The sequence below is a fragment of the Arthrobacter sp. E3 genome, from assembly GCF_017353415.1.
Classification (GTDB): Bacteria; Actinomycetota; Actinomycetes; order Actinomycetales; family Micrococcaceae; genus Specibacter.
The window spans coordinates 1-17,979 of sequence record NZ_JAFMPX010000056.1; the positions used below are offsets into that span (position 1 = coordinate 1).

At 57.4% G+C, this 17,979-nt stretch carries 8 protein-coding genes; 5 read left to right on the forward strand and 3 right to left on the reverse strand.

Annotated elements, in window-relative coordinates:
* Positions 1–166: 166 nt before the first annotated feature.
* The gene (locus tag JMA46_RS15965) at positions 167–619 is read left to right on the forward strand and encodes a hypothetical protein (RefSeq protein WP_207346336.1); all 453 of its coding nucleotides are present in this window, start codon (positions 167–169) and stop codon (positions 617–619) included.
* A 118-nt stretch (positions 620–737) separates the two neighbouring features.
* Positions 738–1,802 (forward strand): DUF4062 domain-containing protein, encoded by a 1,065-nt coding sequence (locus tag JMA46_RS15970; protein ID WP_207346337.1) that lies wholly within the window; start codon positions 738–740, stop codon positions 1,800–1,802.
* Between the two features lie 268 nt (positions 1,803–2,070).
* On the opposite strand, the gene JMA46_RS15975 is transcribed toward JMA46_RS15970, so the two are convergent.
* From JMA46_RS15975 to JMA46_RS15985, 3 genes are read right to left on the reverse strand one after another with little or no spacing between them, the layout of a single operon-like run.
* Positions 2,071–2,595, reverse strand: a complete 525-nt coding sequence (locus tag JMA46_RS15975; protein WP_207346338.1) for a hypothetical protein — start codon at positions 2,593–2,595, stop codon at positions 2,071–2,073.
* Positions 2,596–2,624: 29 nt separating this feature from the next.
* Positions 2,625–6,164, reverse strand: coding sequence for a MobF family relaxase (gene mobF / locus JMA46_RS15980; RefSeq protein WP_207346339.1), 3,540 nt, complete (start codon positions 6,162–6,164; stop codon positions 2,625–2,627).
* A gap of 8 nt (positions 6,165–6,172) precedes the next feature.
* On the reverse strand, positions 6,173–6,373 hold the full coding sequence (locus tag JMA46_RS15985) for a hypothetical protein (protein ID WP_207346340.1): 201 nt from the start codon (positions 6,371–6,373) through the stop codon (positions 6,173–6,175).
* A gap of 699 nt (positions 6,374–7,072) precedes the next feature.
* Between JMA46_RS15985 and JMA46_RS15990 the strand changes: the two genes are divergently transcribed.
* Genes JMA46_RS15990 through JMA46_RS16000 form a run of 3 tightly spaced genes read left to right on the forward strand, consistent with a single transcriptional unit; the run spans position 7,073 to position 17,870 of the window.
* Complete coding sequence (locus JMA46_RS15990; RefSeq protein ID WP_207346341.1) at positions 7,073–12,250, forward strand: DEAD/DEAH box helicase; 5,178 nt, start codon at positions 7,073–7,075, stop codon at positions 12,248–12,250.
* Positions 12,250–15,117: a helicase-related protein gene (locus JMA46_RS15995; protein ID WP_207346342.1), complete on the forward strand. Its 2,868-nt coding sequence runs from the start codon at positions 12,250–12,252 to the stop codon at positions 15,115–15,117. The genes JMA46_RS15990 and JMA46_RS15995 overlap by 1 nt, the downstream gene beginning before the upstream one ends.
* A complete protein-coding gene (locus tag JMA46_RS16000) occupies positions 15,114–17,870 on the forward strand; it encodes a DNA methyltransferase (RefSeq protein ID WP_207346343.1) in 2,757 nt (918 codons plus the stop codon). Before JMA46_RS15995 ends, JMA46_RS16000 begins: the two co-directional genes overlap by 4 nt.
* The last annotated feature ends 109 nt before the right edge of the window (positions 17,871–17,979 follow it).

Below are 17,979 nucleotides of genomic sequence, written 5' to 3' on the forward strand. Positions count from 1 at the left end.
ACGTCGCCCAGGAACTCAACGCACGCCCACGCAAAACGCTCAACTGGAATACACCAGCCGAGCAACTTCATGATCTACTGATAACCAACTAAACACCAGGTGTTGCAACGACCCCTAGAATTCAAGCAGTATCGGGGCATGGCTCGAGGGAGGTGAAAGGCTTGCTGTGCTCGCGCACGAACTCGGCCATGTCATGCTCCACGGTCCTGACGATGCTCTGGGGCAGCTCTACGGCAGCAGCGCCGAACATCGTGGACTGGCCGAAGTCGAAGCCGAATCCGTTGCTTACATCGTGCTGAAGGCGCACGGGATCGACCGCGGGCTGCAGTCCTCCAGCTACTTGGCTGGATGGGCCGACGCCGTCATAGTCGCCGAAGCCGACTCCATAATTTCGCCAAAAGCAGGATGTAAACTGCTGTCCCGGACCGACATCGCAAAGTCTGTTCTTGCTAGGGTTACATCGGCGTCCAAGTCGGTACTTGATTTCACTAGTCCAGTCGAGCTGGGCGGGAGAATCTCGGCTGGTGAATTCGTTGTGGATCGGCGAAGGATCGTGACAAATCAGATTCGAATCGTGTCTCCAACCGTAATATCGCCAAACCAAGCCACTTTTCAATAATGTGGGCCACTGTAAGAGGCTGGACGTCGTGGCTCAACTGTCGCTACAACCAATGGGTGGATCCCGTTCCAAATCCACTTTTTAACTGAAATATTGTCCCGTGTGCTAAACATGTTGCATGGATCGCCGTTATCAAGTATTTGTCAGTTCAACCTACATCGACCTCGTGGACGAACGCCGTGAAGTCTTCCAGGCCTTGCTCGAAATGGATTGTCTACCAGCAGGTATGGAAATGTTCCCTGCGGCCAACGATGATCAGTGGACCCTGATCCAGCAGGTTATCGACGAGAGTGACTATTACGTGGTGATCGTAGGTGGGCGGTACGGCAGTATGGCGCCGGATGGTATCAGCTACACCGAGAAAGAATTCGACTATGCGGTCGCTACAGGCAAGCCAATACTAGGGTTCATTAATGCCAGCCCAGGAAAGTTGCCACTGGATAAGAGCCAGCCGGCGGCTCAGGCGGAACTTGACGCCTTCATAATCAAGGTTAAGTCGCGGCTAATCAAGACTTACACCTCTGCAGCGGAACTCGGATCTGCGGTTTCTCGAAGCCTCATTATGACTATGAAGAAGCATAAAGCAGAAGGTTGGGTGCGTGGTCAATATGCCATGACGCCGGAAACGGAGGCGGAGATAGCCAATCTTCGTGCGCAGGTCAGCGAGCTGAAGCTGAAATTGGATTCTGAAACTACAGTGAAATCTTCCATACCGGATGATTTGGCATCCGGGACAGATCCATACGATCTATATTTACTCATCGAATACTATACTGAAGCGGTCGCTTCTAAAGGTATTCAGTGGAATTCTGCGAAGAGTAGGAAGCAGATAGTATTGCCGGTAAATTGGAACTCAATTCTTTATGATCTAGGACCAAGTCTTATTAATGAGTCCACAGAGCGTGAATTTTTGGCGGCGGTGGAAAAATTTACTTATAGTGCGCTATTCACTGAAAATAAGGATAAGCTCCCTGCTGACTTTGGAAAACTTGAAAGTATCAAGACAATAGCGGAATGTGTCGATGATATTATTGTTCAGTTATTCGCTCTCAATTTGATTACTCATGGAATAAAAAGGCGTTCTACGACCGACAAGAATAAATATTGGGCACTAACGCCCTTGGGGCAGGACACTCTTATGAAGCTCCGTGCTATCAAAAAAGGAGATGATGCGGCTAGATAGTTAGGGATTGGCTAGGTGGGACGACCTCAGATTTTTTGTCGATCGGCTCTTGAGTTATGAGCTAGTCAGCGCCGCCATACGTAGGCTAGCCAAGCAAAGCAAGTAGCATCAAATAGACTCGAACTGGTATTGGGTTTCCCGGATAATTGCCAGGTATTCTCGCCAGCGATTTAGACGAAAACTAATAGCACGCCATCAGGCGTCGATGATATATCTGTCAGCCCCCTTGCTTGGTCTGCGACGATCCTATCTTCGAACCACTTTGGGACTATGCGACTGGATGCCCCATAGGTGCAATTGCCCGGCACGCAGATTCTGCAATCCGGTAGGTCTGTGGCCACGGGCGGCCCGCGTGGACCTGCGCCGGGTCGGGGGTGATGAGTATGACGGAACCTGGCCAATACGTTCCGCCCTTGCCTTCGATCCAGGCGGGCTGTGTGTAGCCGAACTGATCCCAATTGATGGTGACCCAAGCGCCCGTCGGTTGAACTTCTTGGACGCTGAGGATCGTGACTTCGGTTGTCGTCCCGGCAGCGAGGCGAGCGCCCTCAAACTGCTGCCAAAGAGACCGTGCACTCACATCCCACGCCCGGGCATGGCGCGCTTTGAACACCCAGCGAAGTGCCAGCGCGACTGAGAAAACCAGAAGTATCGAAGCGATAGTTATCAGCCATGGTGGTGCTGGCCAGTTCGCGAGCGTTGCTGGGACCAAGTAGAGCGTGCACAGGCCTATCGCGACGCTCCACATGACGAGCGGCGCCGAGGCGACTGATGGTCTGATCATTGGGTTCATGACCGCACGACTTCCTTTCGACTTCCAGTTTAGAGCGTGGGTCCGACAGAGATAAAGGGTTGGTGCACAATCGGTGCTGGCAGCCCGGCCGCACGTTGCCCCAACGAACGAGATGCGTGTTCGTTCAGCGATTGAATTCGCCGCTGCAGGGACTCTCGCTGGGCTGACTGTTCCCACTCATAGTTGGCGGGAACTGCACCAAGCGGTTCTGTGGATGTGGCAATTTCCCAGCGGTCGCGGAATGCCCCAACCTCACTGACAGTCTCAGCCCGATGCTCCGGGTTTACCGTAGGCCCGAGAATTGTTTCCAGCGCGTGGACCCACGGAAATCCAACGCTGAGTGCTTCCCTAGCCACTCGGTCACGGCGTTTGATCGTGCGGGCGCGTACCTGGCCGATCATGTCTGCAAGGTCCGTGCGCTCGGTGAATAGCGGCTCGTCAAAGACATCCGGAGAAACTTCCGAGGGGCTATTGCTGGCTGTCTGGCGAAGGCGTGCATGAAGGACTGCCATTTGATCCTGAGCATCGCCAGGATGCCTCAGAGCACGTTCCAGAACTCTTTGAGCAGCAGCTGGATTGATAGCCATTGCACGTCGCCAAGCGGCAACACCAGCGCCCCAGGACGGAGACTCTTGAAGGCGAGTGACGACGTCGGGCATCACCTTTGAGATAGCCAGGGTCAGGTTTTCGGCGGCGGCCAGCTGGGCGAGATAGTCATACTCGGCGGCAAGCCGGTGGAGGGTGTCGCCCTTGGCAATTTCCGCAGCTTGGACCTCGTGGGCAGAACGCTCGGCTCCTTCAGCGGCAAGGACCTCACCGAGGATCTGTCGCCAACTGGCGGTTGGTTCGCCCATCGCGGGTTCGTCGAGGGCGGGGTTGGTCTCGCACACGTAGGCGGTGTTGCTGTTGCGGCCGCGGGTCATGCCGACGTAGAACAGCTCGCGGGTGAGGCAGCCTTGCGTCAGGACGATGTGGCTGGTGTCCACGGTGATGCCCTGGGAGCGGTGGGCGGTGGTTGCGTAGCCGAGCTCGGCGGAGGTACCGAGATACACCTGGCTGAGTCTGATGGTGGCGCCGGTGTCCACGCGGCAGGCGGTGATGGTTCCGTCCCTGTGCGGCCGCTTGGTGATGCGCAGGAGAGTGCCGTTTCGCAGGTATTCACCGTCGTTGTCGATCATCTTACGGTTGTTCTTGCGGGCGATGATGGTGTCGCCACGGCCTGCAGTCAGACCATCGGCGAGGGCGACGGTGTGCTCGGCATCGACGTGACCCGATTCAACGAGCTCGGCATGGGCCCGCACGTTCAGGGTGGCCACGGTGTCGTTGTGCGGGGCGATCAGGATGGAAGATTTACCAGAACCCAGGTCGGCAGACCAACCCTGGTAGGCAGTTTCAACCATGTCCATGTAATCGCCGTGCTGGATGCGTTCTTGGGCAGCGTAAAGGTCGACGGCCTCGATGTCGCCGTCGCGAAGTCGGAGCGACGCCGGGCCCTCCCAACTGTGGGTGAAGCGGTGAATGGTGGTGAGTTCCACGGCCTTGCCGTCACGGTGCAACCACCCGAGCATTCCGCCAGCATCGATTGCATCGAGTTGGGCGGGATCGCCCACTAGTAGGAGTTTGGCACCTGCATCTTGGGCTTGGTGGACCAGACCGGCGAGTTGGATAGTGGAGATCATGGACGCTTCGTCGATAATGACGAGCTGGTCCTTTCTGAAGCCCCAGATGGACTGTTGGAGTGACAACGCTGCCAGTTGTGCTGCAACAGCTGTATGGCTGGTTCGTGGCATTGATTCCAGATTGTGGAACCGGTCGGCCCGGTAGCTTGCTCCTTGTCCTACGCTTTCATAGAGCCACTTGGCGACGTTTTCCGCACTGATGCCGAGTTCCTTTGCCAGCACTTCTGCGCTCGCAGCGGCTGGGGCAAGTCCGACGACGCTCCCCTCACCATGGGCATTTTCCCATACGGCCTTGATGGCAGCCATGGTGGTGGTCTTGCCGGAGCCGGCGGGGCCAACAATAGCGTCGAGCTTGTGGCCGCTAGACAGTACGTTTTCCGCAGCGGCGAGTTGGTCTGCGGTTAACTCGTAGCCGGCCCTGTGGTGGTAGTTGATGAGTTGATCGCTTGCTGAGGCGCGATCGACAGCAGGCCCGCTTGGGGCGCTTCGGGCTTCCACGACAAATTGCTCACTGGCTAGGGTGCTGGCGTCCGTGTAGAGACGAGCGCCGGGGAAGTCAAAGACGGAGTGACCAGCGTATCTCAGATCGTCTGCAGCAGTCATAGGAAGGCTGTAGCGGGCCTTGTTGAGCGGTACCGATTGGGATTCTGCAGCTGTGGTGACTGAGTCGATCAGGCGCCGGCGGTCGGCGGGGGACTCGCACCGGATGCCAGCGCAGACGCGCTCAGCTTCTGCGAGGAGATTCCAGCGGTTCCACGTGGCCCGGCGTTGGGCGACTCCATCCCTGACCATGGTTGCGACCGCATCATTCCATTCCAAAGAGACGTCTGAAGATCTGACAGGCCGTTGCATGGAGCGGTCAATCGTATTCTCGACGACGGCCCTTGGAGTTTTTCCTGTGGCGATGGCACGCTGTTGCCAGCTTGCGCGAAGTTCTGTCAACGGTCGTGGGGATTCGTCCTTAGGTTGTCGTGTCGTCAACGTGGCAATTTGGCGGAGCTTGATGATGGTAGTGGCGCCGGGCCGTTTGTCGTGCTCGGTAGTCCAAAGCTGGGTGAGCCTGTCTGTTTCAGCATCGATGAGCCTGCTCCGGTTGGAAAACTCCTTGATGAGCTGTTGATCGACACCGGTCAATTCAAGACCAGAGTTGCGACCCACTTCTATGGGGGAACGGAAGTCTGCCTCCGTGCCGAGAGCACGTTGGAGTTCATCCAGAAGCAGCCCGTTGTAGTGTTCGCTTGCGGCGACGATGCCTTTGTAGAGCGTTCGGGAATCGACGGTAGTCCATGCGCCGTCACTACGTCGTTGAACTCGGTTGGCGATGACCAGATGAGTGTGAAGCTGTGGATCTCCGGCCCGGGATTCCCAGTGGTCGAATGCTGAAGCGATGGCGCCGTTTGTGCCCACATGGGCGACTCCATTGCGTCCAGTCCGTGTATGGACAACCTGGTCCTCGAGCCAGGCAAGAACAGACTCCACCGCACGGTGGTGGGAGGCAAAGACTTGTTGCTGGATGTCTTTGTCTGCGAGAGCCCACAGGACGGAAACGGACTTGGGGACGCTAAACGTCAAGTCAAACCCGGCCACAGCATGGCGCTGTTGCTCTTCACCATTTCTGTAGGCGACGGTTGTTTGGCCGTGGGGCCGGCCAAGGATCGTCTGATTGTCGGGATGTTGAGCGAGTGAGAATACTGCTTTTGCATCCGACGCAGTCACTGCTTGATGGGGCCGCCGATCGATGCCGTCGAGGCCACTGCCGAGCCACTTGCCTGGAGGTGTCCCGGCTTTGACGTAGTAGCTGGTGGCGTCATCGAGAGGCTTGATCATGTCGTCCTTCATCGTGGTTTTGAGCAGGTACTTCAATCCGGCCGTGGCCGTCAGCCGGGACATGGAGACAGTCACTGTTTGGGCACTAGGGTGTTGGTCCGCCAGCCGCGGCGCTGAAAGATCTCCTTCGTCGCCTTATCGAGTGGGAGACCCAACCGCGAACACAGCTCAAACAGCCGGCCTGCGATCTGCATGAGCTCCTGGAAATCGGCTCGCTCGCTGTGGATCAGCCGGGCATTCTCGAGCTGCAGCTCAGTAACTTGAGCTTTCAACTCCGGGATTTCACAAGCAATGTCGACATTGATTGACGCAAGGTCTCGCAACCGGGTCCGTAAAGCCTCGGTCTCCCGCTCGTGGCGGTTGGCTTGAAATGAGAGCTGATCCCGAGCCTCCCGTTCTGCTGCATCAAGCAGCCTGTGGAACTCGACCGCTGCTTCCTGGGAGCGGATGCGGTATTTGACGGCGGTAGATTCAAGCTGCGCTCGCAGGGACTGGGTAGCCTCGGAGTGGTGTCGGGCTCGCCATTCGTGATCCCGACGACGGCGGGAGCAAGCCGTTGAACAGTATTTCTGAGTTGTGCGGTGTGGTGCAAAGGCGGTACCGCACTGCCTGCAAGTTGTAGTTTCCATGCCAGTTCATGGGGTCAAGAGCACTCAACGACGTGCGTGAGCGTCGTGCTGCAAACCGACGGCCAAGGCCTTGGATGCCAGATGTGTGAAGTTCTTGAACGGGGATTTCGATAGGCGGGCGGGTGCTGATGCCAGTTAGTTGGACAAGCAGACGCGTGAAAACTCTTTGCGGTTCCTCTAAACGGACTACCGGTTGAATGATGCCGTCTATCGAGTCATGCATAGATGTAGCGTGTGGATCGAAAATTCACGGTGCGAATCGTGCCCAAATAGCTAGTCTCAGCTGAACCTGCCTATTCTTGCTGTGGACAATAGTGTCGTAGGCATCACGGGGGGTTTTAAGTGGACGCGTTTGGTATTCGGGATCAACTGATCGAGGGCTACCGCTCGTTCACCGAGGGCTTTGTCGACATCCAAGATACGAGGATCAAGGATGCCGTCGTCGAGTTAGGCGACAAGGGACGGCAATGGCCCGATCCGTGGCTGTCACTGAACCCATCTTTTAGTTCCGGTGGCCGTATCGATGAGCTCGTCAGGCGCGGGATTCTGCACTCCTCGTGTGACGCCATCTTCAGGCCCAAGACGGACATGGCGGATCGTGGTTCCTCGCCCATCACACTGCATAAGCATCAACGGGACGCCATTGAAATTGCTGCACAGAAGGACTCTTATGTCCTGACTACCGGGACCGGCTCTGGTAAGTCGCTCGCCTACATTGTCCCGATTGTGGATCGAGTCCTGCGCGAAGGCACAGGAAAAGGCATCAAGGCGATAATCGTCTACCCCATGAACGCCTTGGCCAACAGCCAGATGGAGGAATTGTCTAAGTTCCTCGATTTCGGTTTTGATGGCAAACCACCAGTAACTTTTGCCCGTTACACAGGACAGGAGCGTGGCGAGGATCGCGAAAATATTCTGAAGAATCCTCCGGATATCCTGCTGACCAACTATGTGATGCTCGAATATGTCCTAACAAGGCCGGAGGAGCGCCAATCGCTGATTCGTGCAGCCTCGGGTTTGCAGTTTTTGGTCTTGGACGAATTGCACACCTACCGTGGGCGCCAGGGCGCCGACGTCGCCATGCTGGTGCGACGGCTGCGCGATGCCTGCAACGCCCACCAGACGCTCCAATGCATTGGGACTTCGGCGACAATGTCCAGCGGCGGTACCCTGGCGGAACAACAAGTAGACGTCGCCAAGGTAGCCTCACGCATCTTCGGTACGAGTATCACCCCGGAGCATGTAATAACCGAAACACTGGTGCAAGCAACTACCAGTCATGAGCGTTCGAACGAAGAACTGCGGTCAGCTGTGCTGGAACGCGGAGATGCCGAATTTAGTAGCCCGACCCTTTCGGGCGGCTACACACTGATGCAGTCCGATCCCCTTGCTTCCTGGATTGAGGGCAATTTCGGCCTCACTAGAGAGCCAGACTCACGCAGGATTGTGCGCCAAAAGCCACAAACCGTTACTCACGCAGCAGCAGAACTCGCCAAGCTAACCGGAGAGCCAATCCGTAGGTGTGCCACGGCTATCCGTGCCACGCTCCTCGCCGGTTCTAAAGCCAAACACAGCGAGACAAACCGTCCATTGTTTGCTTTCCGACTGCACCAGTTCATTTCCAAAGCAGGTTCGCTGTATGTCACGGCGGAATCCGAAGAATCAAGACTGATCGAGACAGATTTCCAGCTAACTGTGGGTCCGGAAGAGAAACGCCTCTACCCGCTGGCATTCTGTCGGGAATGCGGCCAAGAGTATCTCATGGCCCGGCTGACAGAGCGAGATGGGGAACACCGATTCGTAACCCGCCACGAGCTCAAAATGCAGCAGAGCGGTGGCGACGACAACGGCCAGGACGGGTATCTATACATTTCCACCAGCCAAGAATGGCCGGACAAGGCAGTGGAAGCAGGGCGTATTCCGGGGTCGTGGCTTAGCAACGCAGAACATCGCAACCCCATCATCGAGTCCAAGCGCAAGCGGGTCCCCTCCAGATTCTGGGTGCAGCCAGATGGCTCGGCGGCCCCGGACAATGAGTACACACAGGATTCAGGACAGTTGGCCGCATGGGTTCCTGGGAGCCTTGGGTTCTGCCTCAATTGCCAAGTGACCTACGAGTCCGCGCGGAGCGGTGAATTCTCAAAGGTTGTCACCCTCGACCAAGAAGGTCGCAGCAGTGCCATGACTGTGATCGCCACCAAGTTGGTGCAGCTCCTACGCTCCGATGCGGGCAGTGACTTGAAGCCAGCAGCCAAGAAGCTGTTGACATTTGTGGATAATCGGCAGGACGCCTCATTGCAAGCAGGCCATCTGAATGACTTTGTTCAGGTCGCCCAACTTCGTTCTGCGCTCTATAGGGCAGTGGCCTCCGCGGGCGATACTGGGGTTGAGGCCATGGAGCTTGGCGACGCCATGGTAAAAACTCTCGATCTCGCGTGGACTGACTATGCGAGGACAGAAGATCCTCTAGACCCCAAACCCACCAAGCGGGCCCTCAATGAGGTAGTTACCTATCGCGCACTGCGTGATTTGCAACGCGGCTGGCGGATTACTTTACCTAACTTGGAACAGACCGGCTTGCTCGTAGTTGACTACCCGCTGGCGAAGAACTTGGCAGAACAAGAGCGCCGCTGGGAAAGCGCCCACTATATTCTCCGAGATGCGGATCCAGGAAAACGTGAAGAGATCATCAGGGTCTTGCTCGATGAGTTCAGGCGCGTGCTGGCCATCGATGCTGAAGAGCTGACCGCGGATTGGTTGGAGCGGGTCAAGAATCGCAGCAGAGAGTTTCTGACTGGAATCTGGGCCCTGCCCGAGCAGGAATCTGCCGCAAGCGTTGGCTTGGTGACCACTGAACCGAAGAAGATGGCGTTCAGAACGACCCTGCCCATCACCTCCTACGGTACATTTGGACGTTGGCTGGCAAAGACCGCATCCCCCGGCAATAGGCTCAAACGGGTGGAAGTCGATGAAGTCATCGCCTCACTCTTCACCATCCTTCTGGAAACCGGTTTCATTGCAGAAGTGGTGGAAGGAAAGTCCTCAGGTTACCGGTTGAAGCTCTCGAGCATGGTTTTGAAGAAGGGCGACGGTGAATACGGTGCGCCGGATCTTTTGCGCCGGACGTATCATGCCGACCAGAAACCCCGTGTTATCGGATTTTTCAAGGACTTGTATCTGGAAACTGGACAGGAGTTGGCGGGCCTGAAGGCCGCTGAGCACACCGCCCAGGTCCGGGCGGATGACCGTGAAAAGCGGGAACAGGAATTCCGTAGTGCGGACCTGCCGTTGCTTTTTTGCTCACCCACCATGGAACTCGGCGTTGATATTGCCGATCTCAATGCCGTTGCCATGCGCAACGTTCCACCCACACCAGCGAACTATGCCCAGCGAAGCGGTCGCGCCGGACGCTCGGGTCAACCCGCATTGGTGTTGACCTACTGCGCCACGGGCAGCCCTCATGATTCGTACTACTTTGAACGCTCAGAACTGATGGTTTCCGGGCAAGTACAACCGCCACGCCTCGACTTTGCCAATGAAGACTTGGTCCGGTCTCACGTGCATGCCGTGTGGCTCGCCGAAGCCTTGGCCGCAACGAAAACCGGTTTGGGCAAGTCCATGAGTGGATTGTTGAAGCTCGAAGACAAGAGCTACCCGCTGCAAGCCCAAATCATTGCCGTCTTGGCGGACCCGGGTGCAGCTGTAAAGGCAAAAAGCTCTGCCAGAAACCTCATGCGAAGCATCGAAGGAGAGTTGCGCGACACTCCCTGGTGGACAGAGTCGTGGTCTGATCAAGTGATTGAGAATGCCTTGGCAAGCTTCGATCAGGCGTGTGAGCGTTGGCGCCAGCTGTATCGCAGCGCCATTGCAGAACAGGATGCTGCCCACCGTGCCAGTCAGGACCATTCCACGGATTCTAAATCACGCGAGTTGGCTATCAGTCGGCACCGGGAGGCTGGCCAACGTCTGGAAATTCTTCTCAACGACAGTGACTCACGCGGACAGTCGGATTTCTATACATTGCGTTACCTTGCCTCGGAAGGATTCCTTCCTGGGTATTCGTTCCCGAGGCTGCCGCTTGCGGCTTTCATCCCGGGCATGCGGCGGGGCAAGGACAGCAACAGCACTTGGTTGCAGCGCTCCCGGTTCCTCGCCATCAGTGAGTTCGGCCCGGATGCCCTGATCTATCATGAAGGCGCCCGGTACCAGGTCAAACGGGTGAGCTTGCCTCGTGATTCCGACGGCGGCGGAGTAGGCGACGTTGTCTTGGGCGAGGCTCGGGTCTGCGAGGCCTGCGGGTACTTACACCAACGCGAAGCGGGCTTGGACATCTGCGAATCCTGCGAAGAACCGCTTGGAGGGAGCTGGTCCAATCTCATGCAGCTGCAATCGGTCATCACGCGACGGCGCGAACGGATTAGCGCCGATGAGGAAGAACGAAACAGGCAAGGCTTCGAGTTGGTGACCAATTACAGGTTCGCCCCGCATGGAAAAAAGCCAGGGCACTCGGATGCGACCATTCTGAACGGGCAAACTGACCTGGGACATGTCATCTATGGTGACGGTGCCACCGTTCGCATCACGAATCTGGGCCGCCGGAATCGGGCACAGCAGGATCGCCATGGTTTCTGGCTGGATCTCATCACTGGTGAATGGCTATCGGAAAAGAGAGCAACCGCAGAAACCGGAGAAGGCGACGATATTGCCGATGCCGACGACACCACCGTTGAACAATCCAAGAAAAAGCAGATGGTCACCCCGTATGTGGAGGATCGGAGAAACATTGCTGTCATCCGGTGGCACGATGTGTTGACGACGGCGGAGGCTACCACCATGCAGTTCGCCCTCGAACGGGGAATTGAAGCCGTCTTCCAACTGGAAGATTCCGAGCTATCGAGTGAACTTCTGGCCGACGACGAGGACCGGGGTCGGCTGCTATTCATCGAGGCAGCCGAGGGGGGCGCGGGTGTGTTACGGCGCCTCCAAGGCGAGCCGGACGCGATGGCTCGAGTAGCTGCCAAAGCACTGGAAATTCTCCATGTGGATGAGCAGACTGGTCAGGATTCGGATAAGGCGTGTGTCCGTGGCTGCTACCGCTGCCTTCTGTCCTACGGCAACCAGCGTGACCATGAGATCATCGACCGCCGGCTAATCATTAATCGCTTGCGTCAATTGGCAGGTGCTGTCACCGCCGCATCCGTTGAACCCCGTCAAGCGAAGCATGCTTTGCCGCCCGGAACTGTGGTAAGCGCCCGTGCCCAAGGCCTCCTGGATTATTTGTTGGAGAATGGCAGCCGGCTTCCGGATGAGGTGGGACCAACGCTGGAGGGAAATGTCGTTGACTTTGTCTACGCGACCAACTTGTCAGTGCGTACTGCTGTAATCGTCGAAGACCCCGCCCGGCCACCGGTGGACACGATGGCTCTGACCTTCGGCAACTGGAACGTCATCACATGGTGCGCCAGTATGGATATCGAAGTGTTCGTCAGCGAACACGCAAACATTTTTGGAGCTGTGTAGTGACAAGTACGACGACGGAACAGAGTTTTGCGATTGGCTCACTTGTTGCTGCCCGTGGCAGGGAATGGGTCGTTTTGCCGGAGAGCCAGCCAGATTTCCTGGTGCTAAGGCCCATCGGGGGAACCGACGAAGATATTGCCGGCGTCATCCCGGCCATTGAAGACGTGGTCCCCGCATCGTTTGGCCTGCCATCGGCTACGGACTTGGGAGATGACCGTAGTGCGCGGCTGCTCCGTGACGCCCTACGCATTGGATTTCGTTCCAGCGGCGGTCCCTTCCGATCACTTGCTGGACTGAATGTCAGCCCGCGCCCCTACCAGCTAGTTCCGCTGCTGTTGGCGTTGCGCCAGGACGTGGTCAGGCTGCTGATTGCTGACGACGTCGGCATTGGAAAGACGATTGAAGCTGGGCTAATAGCCTCTGAGCTCATCGCCCAAGGAGATGCCGATGGCTTGTCGGTCCTCTGCCCGCCGAGCCTTGCCCAGCAGTGGCGTCAAGAGCTTTCGGAAAAGTTTGGCATTGAGGCACAGCTGGTCCTGCCCGGGACTGTCAAACGACTCCAAAAAGAGGCCGGATATGACAAGTCAGTCTTCGAATACTTCAAGTACACGATCGTTTCCACGGACTTCATCAAGTCTGAGTCCAAGCGTCATGACTTTATGCGGACAGCTCCCAACCTCGTCATAGTAGATGAAGCACATGGTGTCAGTGCCGATGACTCGGGTAAGGGCGGAGCCGGTCGGACCCAACGGTATGAGCTGGTTCGAGGACTTGCCGATGACCCCGAACGGCACCTGGTGTTGGTTACGGCAACACCCCACAGCGGCAACGACGGCGCCTTCCGTAATTTGATTGGCCTGCTGGACAACTCTCTCAAAACCGCCGACCTCTCAACAGAGAGCGGCCGGCGGAAGCTCGCTGACCATATGGTGCAGCGCCGCCGTGTGGATATTCGCAGCTACCTTAAATCGGATACTAAGTTTCCCAGTGACAGGCAGACCGTCGAAGTAGCCTACAAACTTTCGCCGGAACACAAAGCCTTTTTCGACGCTGTTATTGACTACGTCCGCGGACAGGTCCAGGACAGCTCAGGCACCAAACGTGATCAGCGAATTCGTTGGTGGTCAGCGCTGTCACTTCTGCGCGCCATGGCATCTTCGCCCGCCTCTGCCGCGGCGACGTTGGGCACCCGAGCCATCGGTGAAGAAGCGGAGACTCGGGAGGCGGCCGAGAAGCGTGGCATGGCCGTTGTTATGGACCAGGTGGAGGACGACGGCGGTGAGGCGATCGACGTCGTTCCGGGCTCGCGCCCGAACACGATGGAAGAGTCCTCGTCGCAGAAACGCAATCTCAATACCTTTCTGAAGACCGCTAGGCACCTCCAAGAACATCCGGAGCTTGACGCAAAGCTTCTGCTGCTCTTGAATCGCGCCAAAAGTCTGATTGCCGACGGCTACCAGCCCATCGTCTTCTGTCGTTTCATCCCCACGGCCCACTACGTGGCCCAGTACTTGCGGGATGCGGGTAAGAAGAAGTTTGATGTTGAAGTCGTGACCGGTGAATTGCCCTCTGAAGAACGCGCCGCCCGCATTGCTGCCCAGGCCGAACGTGCGCAGGGGCAAAATGTGCCCAAGATCCTTGTGGCTACTGACTGCTTGTCTGAGGGAGTAAACCTTCAAGATGGGTTCCAAGCCGTCATCCATTACGACCTTGCCTGGAACCCCACCCGCCACGAACAGCGGGAGGGACGTGTTGACCGGTTTGGTCAGCTTTCTGAGACCGTACGTGCACTGACCCTGTATGGGGATGACAACGGCATTGACGGCATCGTTTTGGAAGTTCTGCTGCGCAAGCATGAGAGCATTCGCCGGGATTTGGGTATCAGCGTGCCAGTGCCTCCCAAGAGTGACCAAGTGTTGGCTGCCCTGTTGGAGGGCGTACTCATGCGTGGCAAGGACGGCGACCAGCTGGAATTGTTCAGCCTGACGCCGGAGGCTGAACAGTTTGATGCTGAATGGCGCAGCAGTGCCGAGCAGGAAAAGGCCAGCCGGTCCCGATTCGCTCAAAATGCTGTGCGGCCCGAAGAAGTTGAAAAGGTTGTGGAAGCTGCCCGGCGGAGTCTGGGAGACCCTGACGATGTCGCCGCATTCGTTCGTGCCGCACTGGAAGAAACCGGCGCGCATGTCCAGGCGTCGGAAGACGGGTTCACGGCGGAGCTGACGGCAGCTGTTGCGGGAGTTCGCAGCGCGTTGGGAACTGACAAGGCCATCCGGTTTGTCAGTGATTTCCCGGCTCCCCGCCATGCTTCGGTCTTAGTGCGCACGGACCCAGCCGTGGCTGCCGCTGCCAACTATGTTCTTAATTCTGCCTTGGACGTGCAGCTGTCTGGCAAGGAGCGCCCTGCCCGGCGATGTGGTTTCATCAAGACGAACGACGTCGACCACCTGACGGTTGCGTTGTTGGTGCGGTTCCGTACCAAACTGGTGTTGCCCGCGCGTCTGGGCGACAGGACTGATATGGCTGAGGAGGCTAGGGTCTTGGCGTTTACCGGCTCCCCTCAGAACCCGGTCTGGCTGGCCGATGATCAAGTTGAGGCGCTACTGGATGCGAAGCCGTCGGCCAATACCGGGGACGTGAGCAACATGATGTCCAACATTCTGAACTCAATACCGTTGTTGACGGGACAGCTGAGTGAAAAGGCACAGGAGGTGGCGGACCAAATCCGCGACGCGCACCGTGAGGTCCGCATTGCCGCACGAGGGGACCGCGCCGGGCAATTGGGTATTCGAGGTCTGAGTGTTGAAGCAAATCTTCCCGTCGACATCCTCGGCGTGTACGTATACAGCCCGGCCGGAGGCAACAATTGAGCACTGCATTTCAAGCAATCACCGTTGTGGGCGGCGTCGTTCCGCCATCCTTGCTGGGGCGGATCCAATCTGGCGAAGTCAATGACGTCAAGAGTTTAGCTCCCTCCGGTTACCACCTGATCGGTACCGAAACTATTCGCGATGCGGCGTCGAGAACGTGGATGTACCTCCAAGATGCTTGGAGTGCGTGGCGTGAATCAGATGCGGCCAAGCGGCCGGATGGAGTCGGGGCCGGCACCGGTGATGCCCGGCAAAAATGGCTTCTGGTCCTCCTGCGGGAGCTCGGCTATGGTCATGTTCAGGCCACCCCCGGCGGCTTGACCATCGGTGAGGACAGCTATCCCATCTCTCACCGTTGGGAGTCTGTTCCGATCCATCTGCTGGGTCCTGGCCTTGATCTTGACAAGCGCACACCGAAAGAAGCCGGTGCGGCTCGTCGTGCACCGCAGGCCATGGTTCAGGAGTTCCTCAATCGTGAGGACAACTACTTGTGGGCGATTCTGAGCAACGGACTGAAACTGCGCCTGCTCCGTGACTCCACAGCACTTGCCGGTTCCGCATACATTGAGTTCGACCTTGAAACCATTTTTGATTCGGACCTGTATTCCGAATTTCAATTGCTTTGGCAGCTGTGCCATGAGTCTCGACTTGCCAAGCGAGGGGGCGCTGACGCGCCGGCCGACGACTGTTGGATCGAGACGTGGCGCAGCGAATCTGTCCAGGCTGGAGCGCGTGCGCTGGACAAACTCGGCGCAGGAGTAGAGAAGGCACTTAATAGCCTTGGAACAGGGTTTCTCCGCCATCCGGACAATGGCTGGCTGCTGGAGGCGCTGCACACGGGCGAACTCCGGCATAGGGACTTCCACAAGGCGCTCCTGCGAACCGCCTACCGGCTCCTTTTTCTCTTTGTTGTGGAAGACCGCGGGGCGCTTCTGGACCCCGAGACCAGCAAGCAAGCCCGACAGCGCTACGATGACTACTTTTCCACTCACCGTTTGCGCAAGATGGCTCGGACCCGCGACGGCGGTCCCCATCCCGATCTGTGGCGCACCCAAAAGATGGTGCTCTCTGCCTTGGGTGGGGACGGTCTCTCTGCCATTGGTCTGCCGGCGCTGGGCGGTCTCTTTGACCCTGACCCGCGGGCCAAGAGCGCCGAGGGCCAACCTCAAGAAGATCTCTTGCTCGGTGCGGAGCTGGCCAACCAAGACTTCCTGAAAGCCATTCGCAGTTTAGGGTGGGTCTCGGGCAAATCCGGGCGAATGCAACCGGTGGACTACCGTCATCTCGGCGCCGAGGAGTTGGGGTCCGTCTATGAATCACTATTGGAGTTTGTCGCCAGGGTTGACACGGAAACACGGACCTTTGAGCTTGCCCTGTTGTCCGGGAACGACCGCAAGACCACAGGTTCCTATTACACGCCTCCCAATCTGGTCTCTGCTCTGCTGGACACCGCCTTGGACCCTTTGCTGGACGAAGCAATCAACGGTGGCGACAATGCTCAGGATAGGGAATCCCGGCTCCTGGCATTGACAGTCTGCGACCCCGCCTCTGGCTCCGGAGGCTTCTTGGTAGCCGCTGCTCGCCGGATTGCCCGCCGAGTGGCAGAAGTTCGTGCCGGCGACAACGAGCCCACACCGTCCGAGGTGCAGACTGCCCTGCACGACGTGGTGGAACGCTGCATCTACGGTGTGGACATGAACGACCTCGCCGCGGAACTTGCAAAGGTATCCCTGTGGCTTGAAGCCATGCAGCCCGGAAAACCTCTGGGGTTCTTGGATGCCCGCATCAAGATCGGTAATAGCCTTTTGGGGACCACTCCGGCACTCTTGGCGGGGGGCGTTCCAGACGGAGCATTCACTGTCTTGGAGGGAGATGACAAGAAGTACGCCGCCGAGGCGAAGAAGCGCAACAAGGCTGAGAACACCCGCAAGGCCGACAGAATTTTTGGTTCTTTGGGGCAGGAAACGTTTAGCTTTTCTCACGCGGCACCCGACATTTCGGAGATCATCAATCGCCGCATGGAAATGAACCAACCAGTGGCCACTGCGCAAGAGGCACGCGCTCGAGCGAAGGCTTATACATCCTTCGACCACTCCGAGGCGATGGAACAGAAACGGCTCCACGCAGATGCCTGGTGCGCCGCCTTTGTGTGGCCACTGAAAGAGAATGAACCCGAACCGCCGACCTCATCCATCGTCCGACAGTTGGGCGAATCAGGTGGCGCAGCCGGGTATACGGGAACAGTGGAGCGTGTCCGCAGTCTGGCTCTCGACTATCGCTTCTTTCACTGGCATCTGGAGTTCCCGGAAGTCTTCGGCAACCCCGACCTAGGTGAGGAGGTGAGTGCTGAAGGATGGCCGGGCGGATTCTCCTGCATGCTTGGCAACCCGCCGTGGGAACGCGTAAAGCTTCAGGAACAGGAATTCTTTGCTGCCCGAAATGAAACAATTGCGAAAGCGCCCAATGCGGCTGCACGGACACGCCTGATCAAGAAGTTGGTTGATGAAGACCCGATCCTGCATCGGGACTTCTTGCAAGCAAAGCGAGAAGCTGAAGGTCAAAGTGCCATGATGCGTACGTCTGGCCGGTACCCCTTTAATGGTCGGGGTGACGTCAACACCTACGCCGTATTTGCCGAACTTTTCCGCAGTTTGACGGGCCCTAATGGCAGATCTGGCGTCATCGTTCCAACAGGCATTGCAACCGATGCAACCACCCAGTATTTCTTCAAGGACCTAGTAGTACTTTGTTAGGTCTTGTGCGGGGGCCTTTTAATTTTGTGTGGGATCTGTTAATTTTGTTTGTTATGTCGCAGGACATCGGTGACACTTCTGTATCAACACATCGGTGACAGTTCTGCCG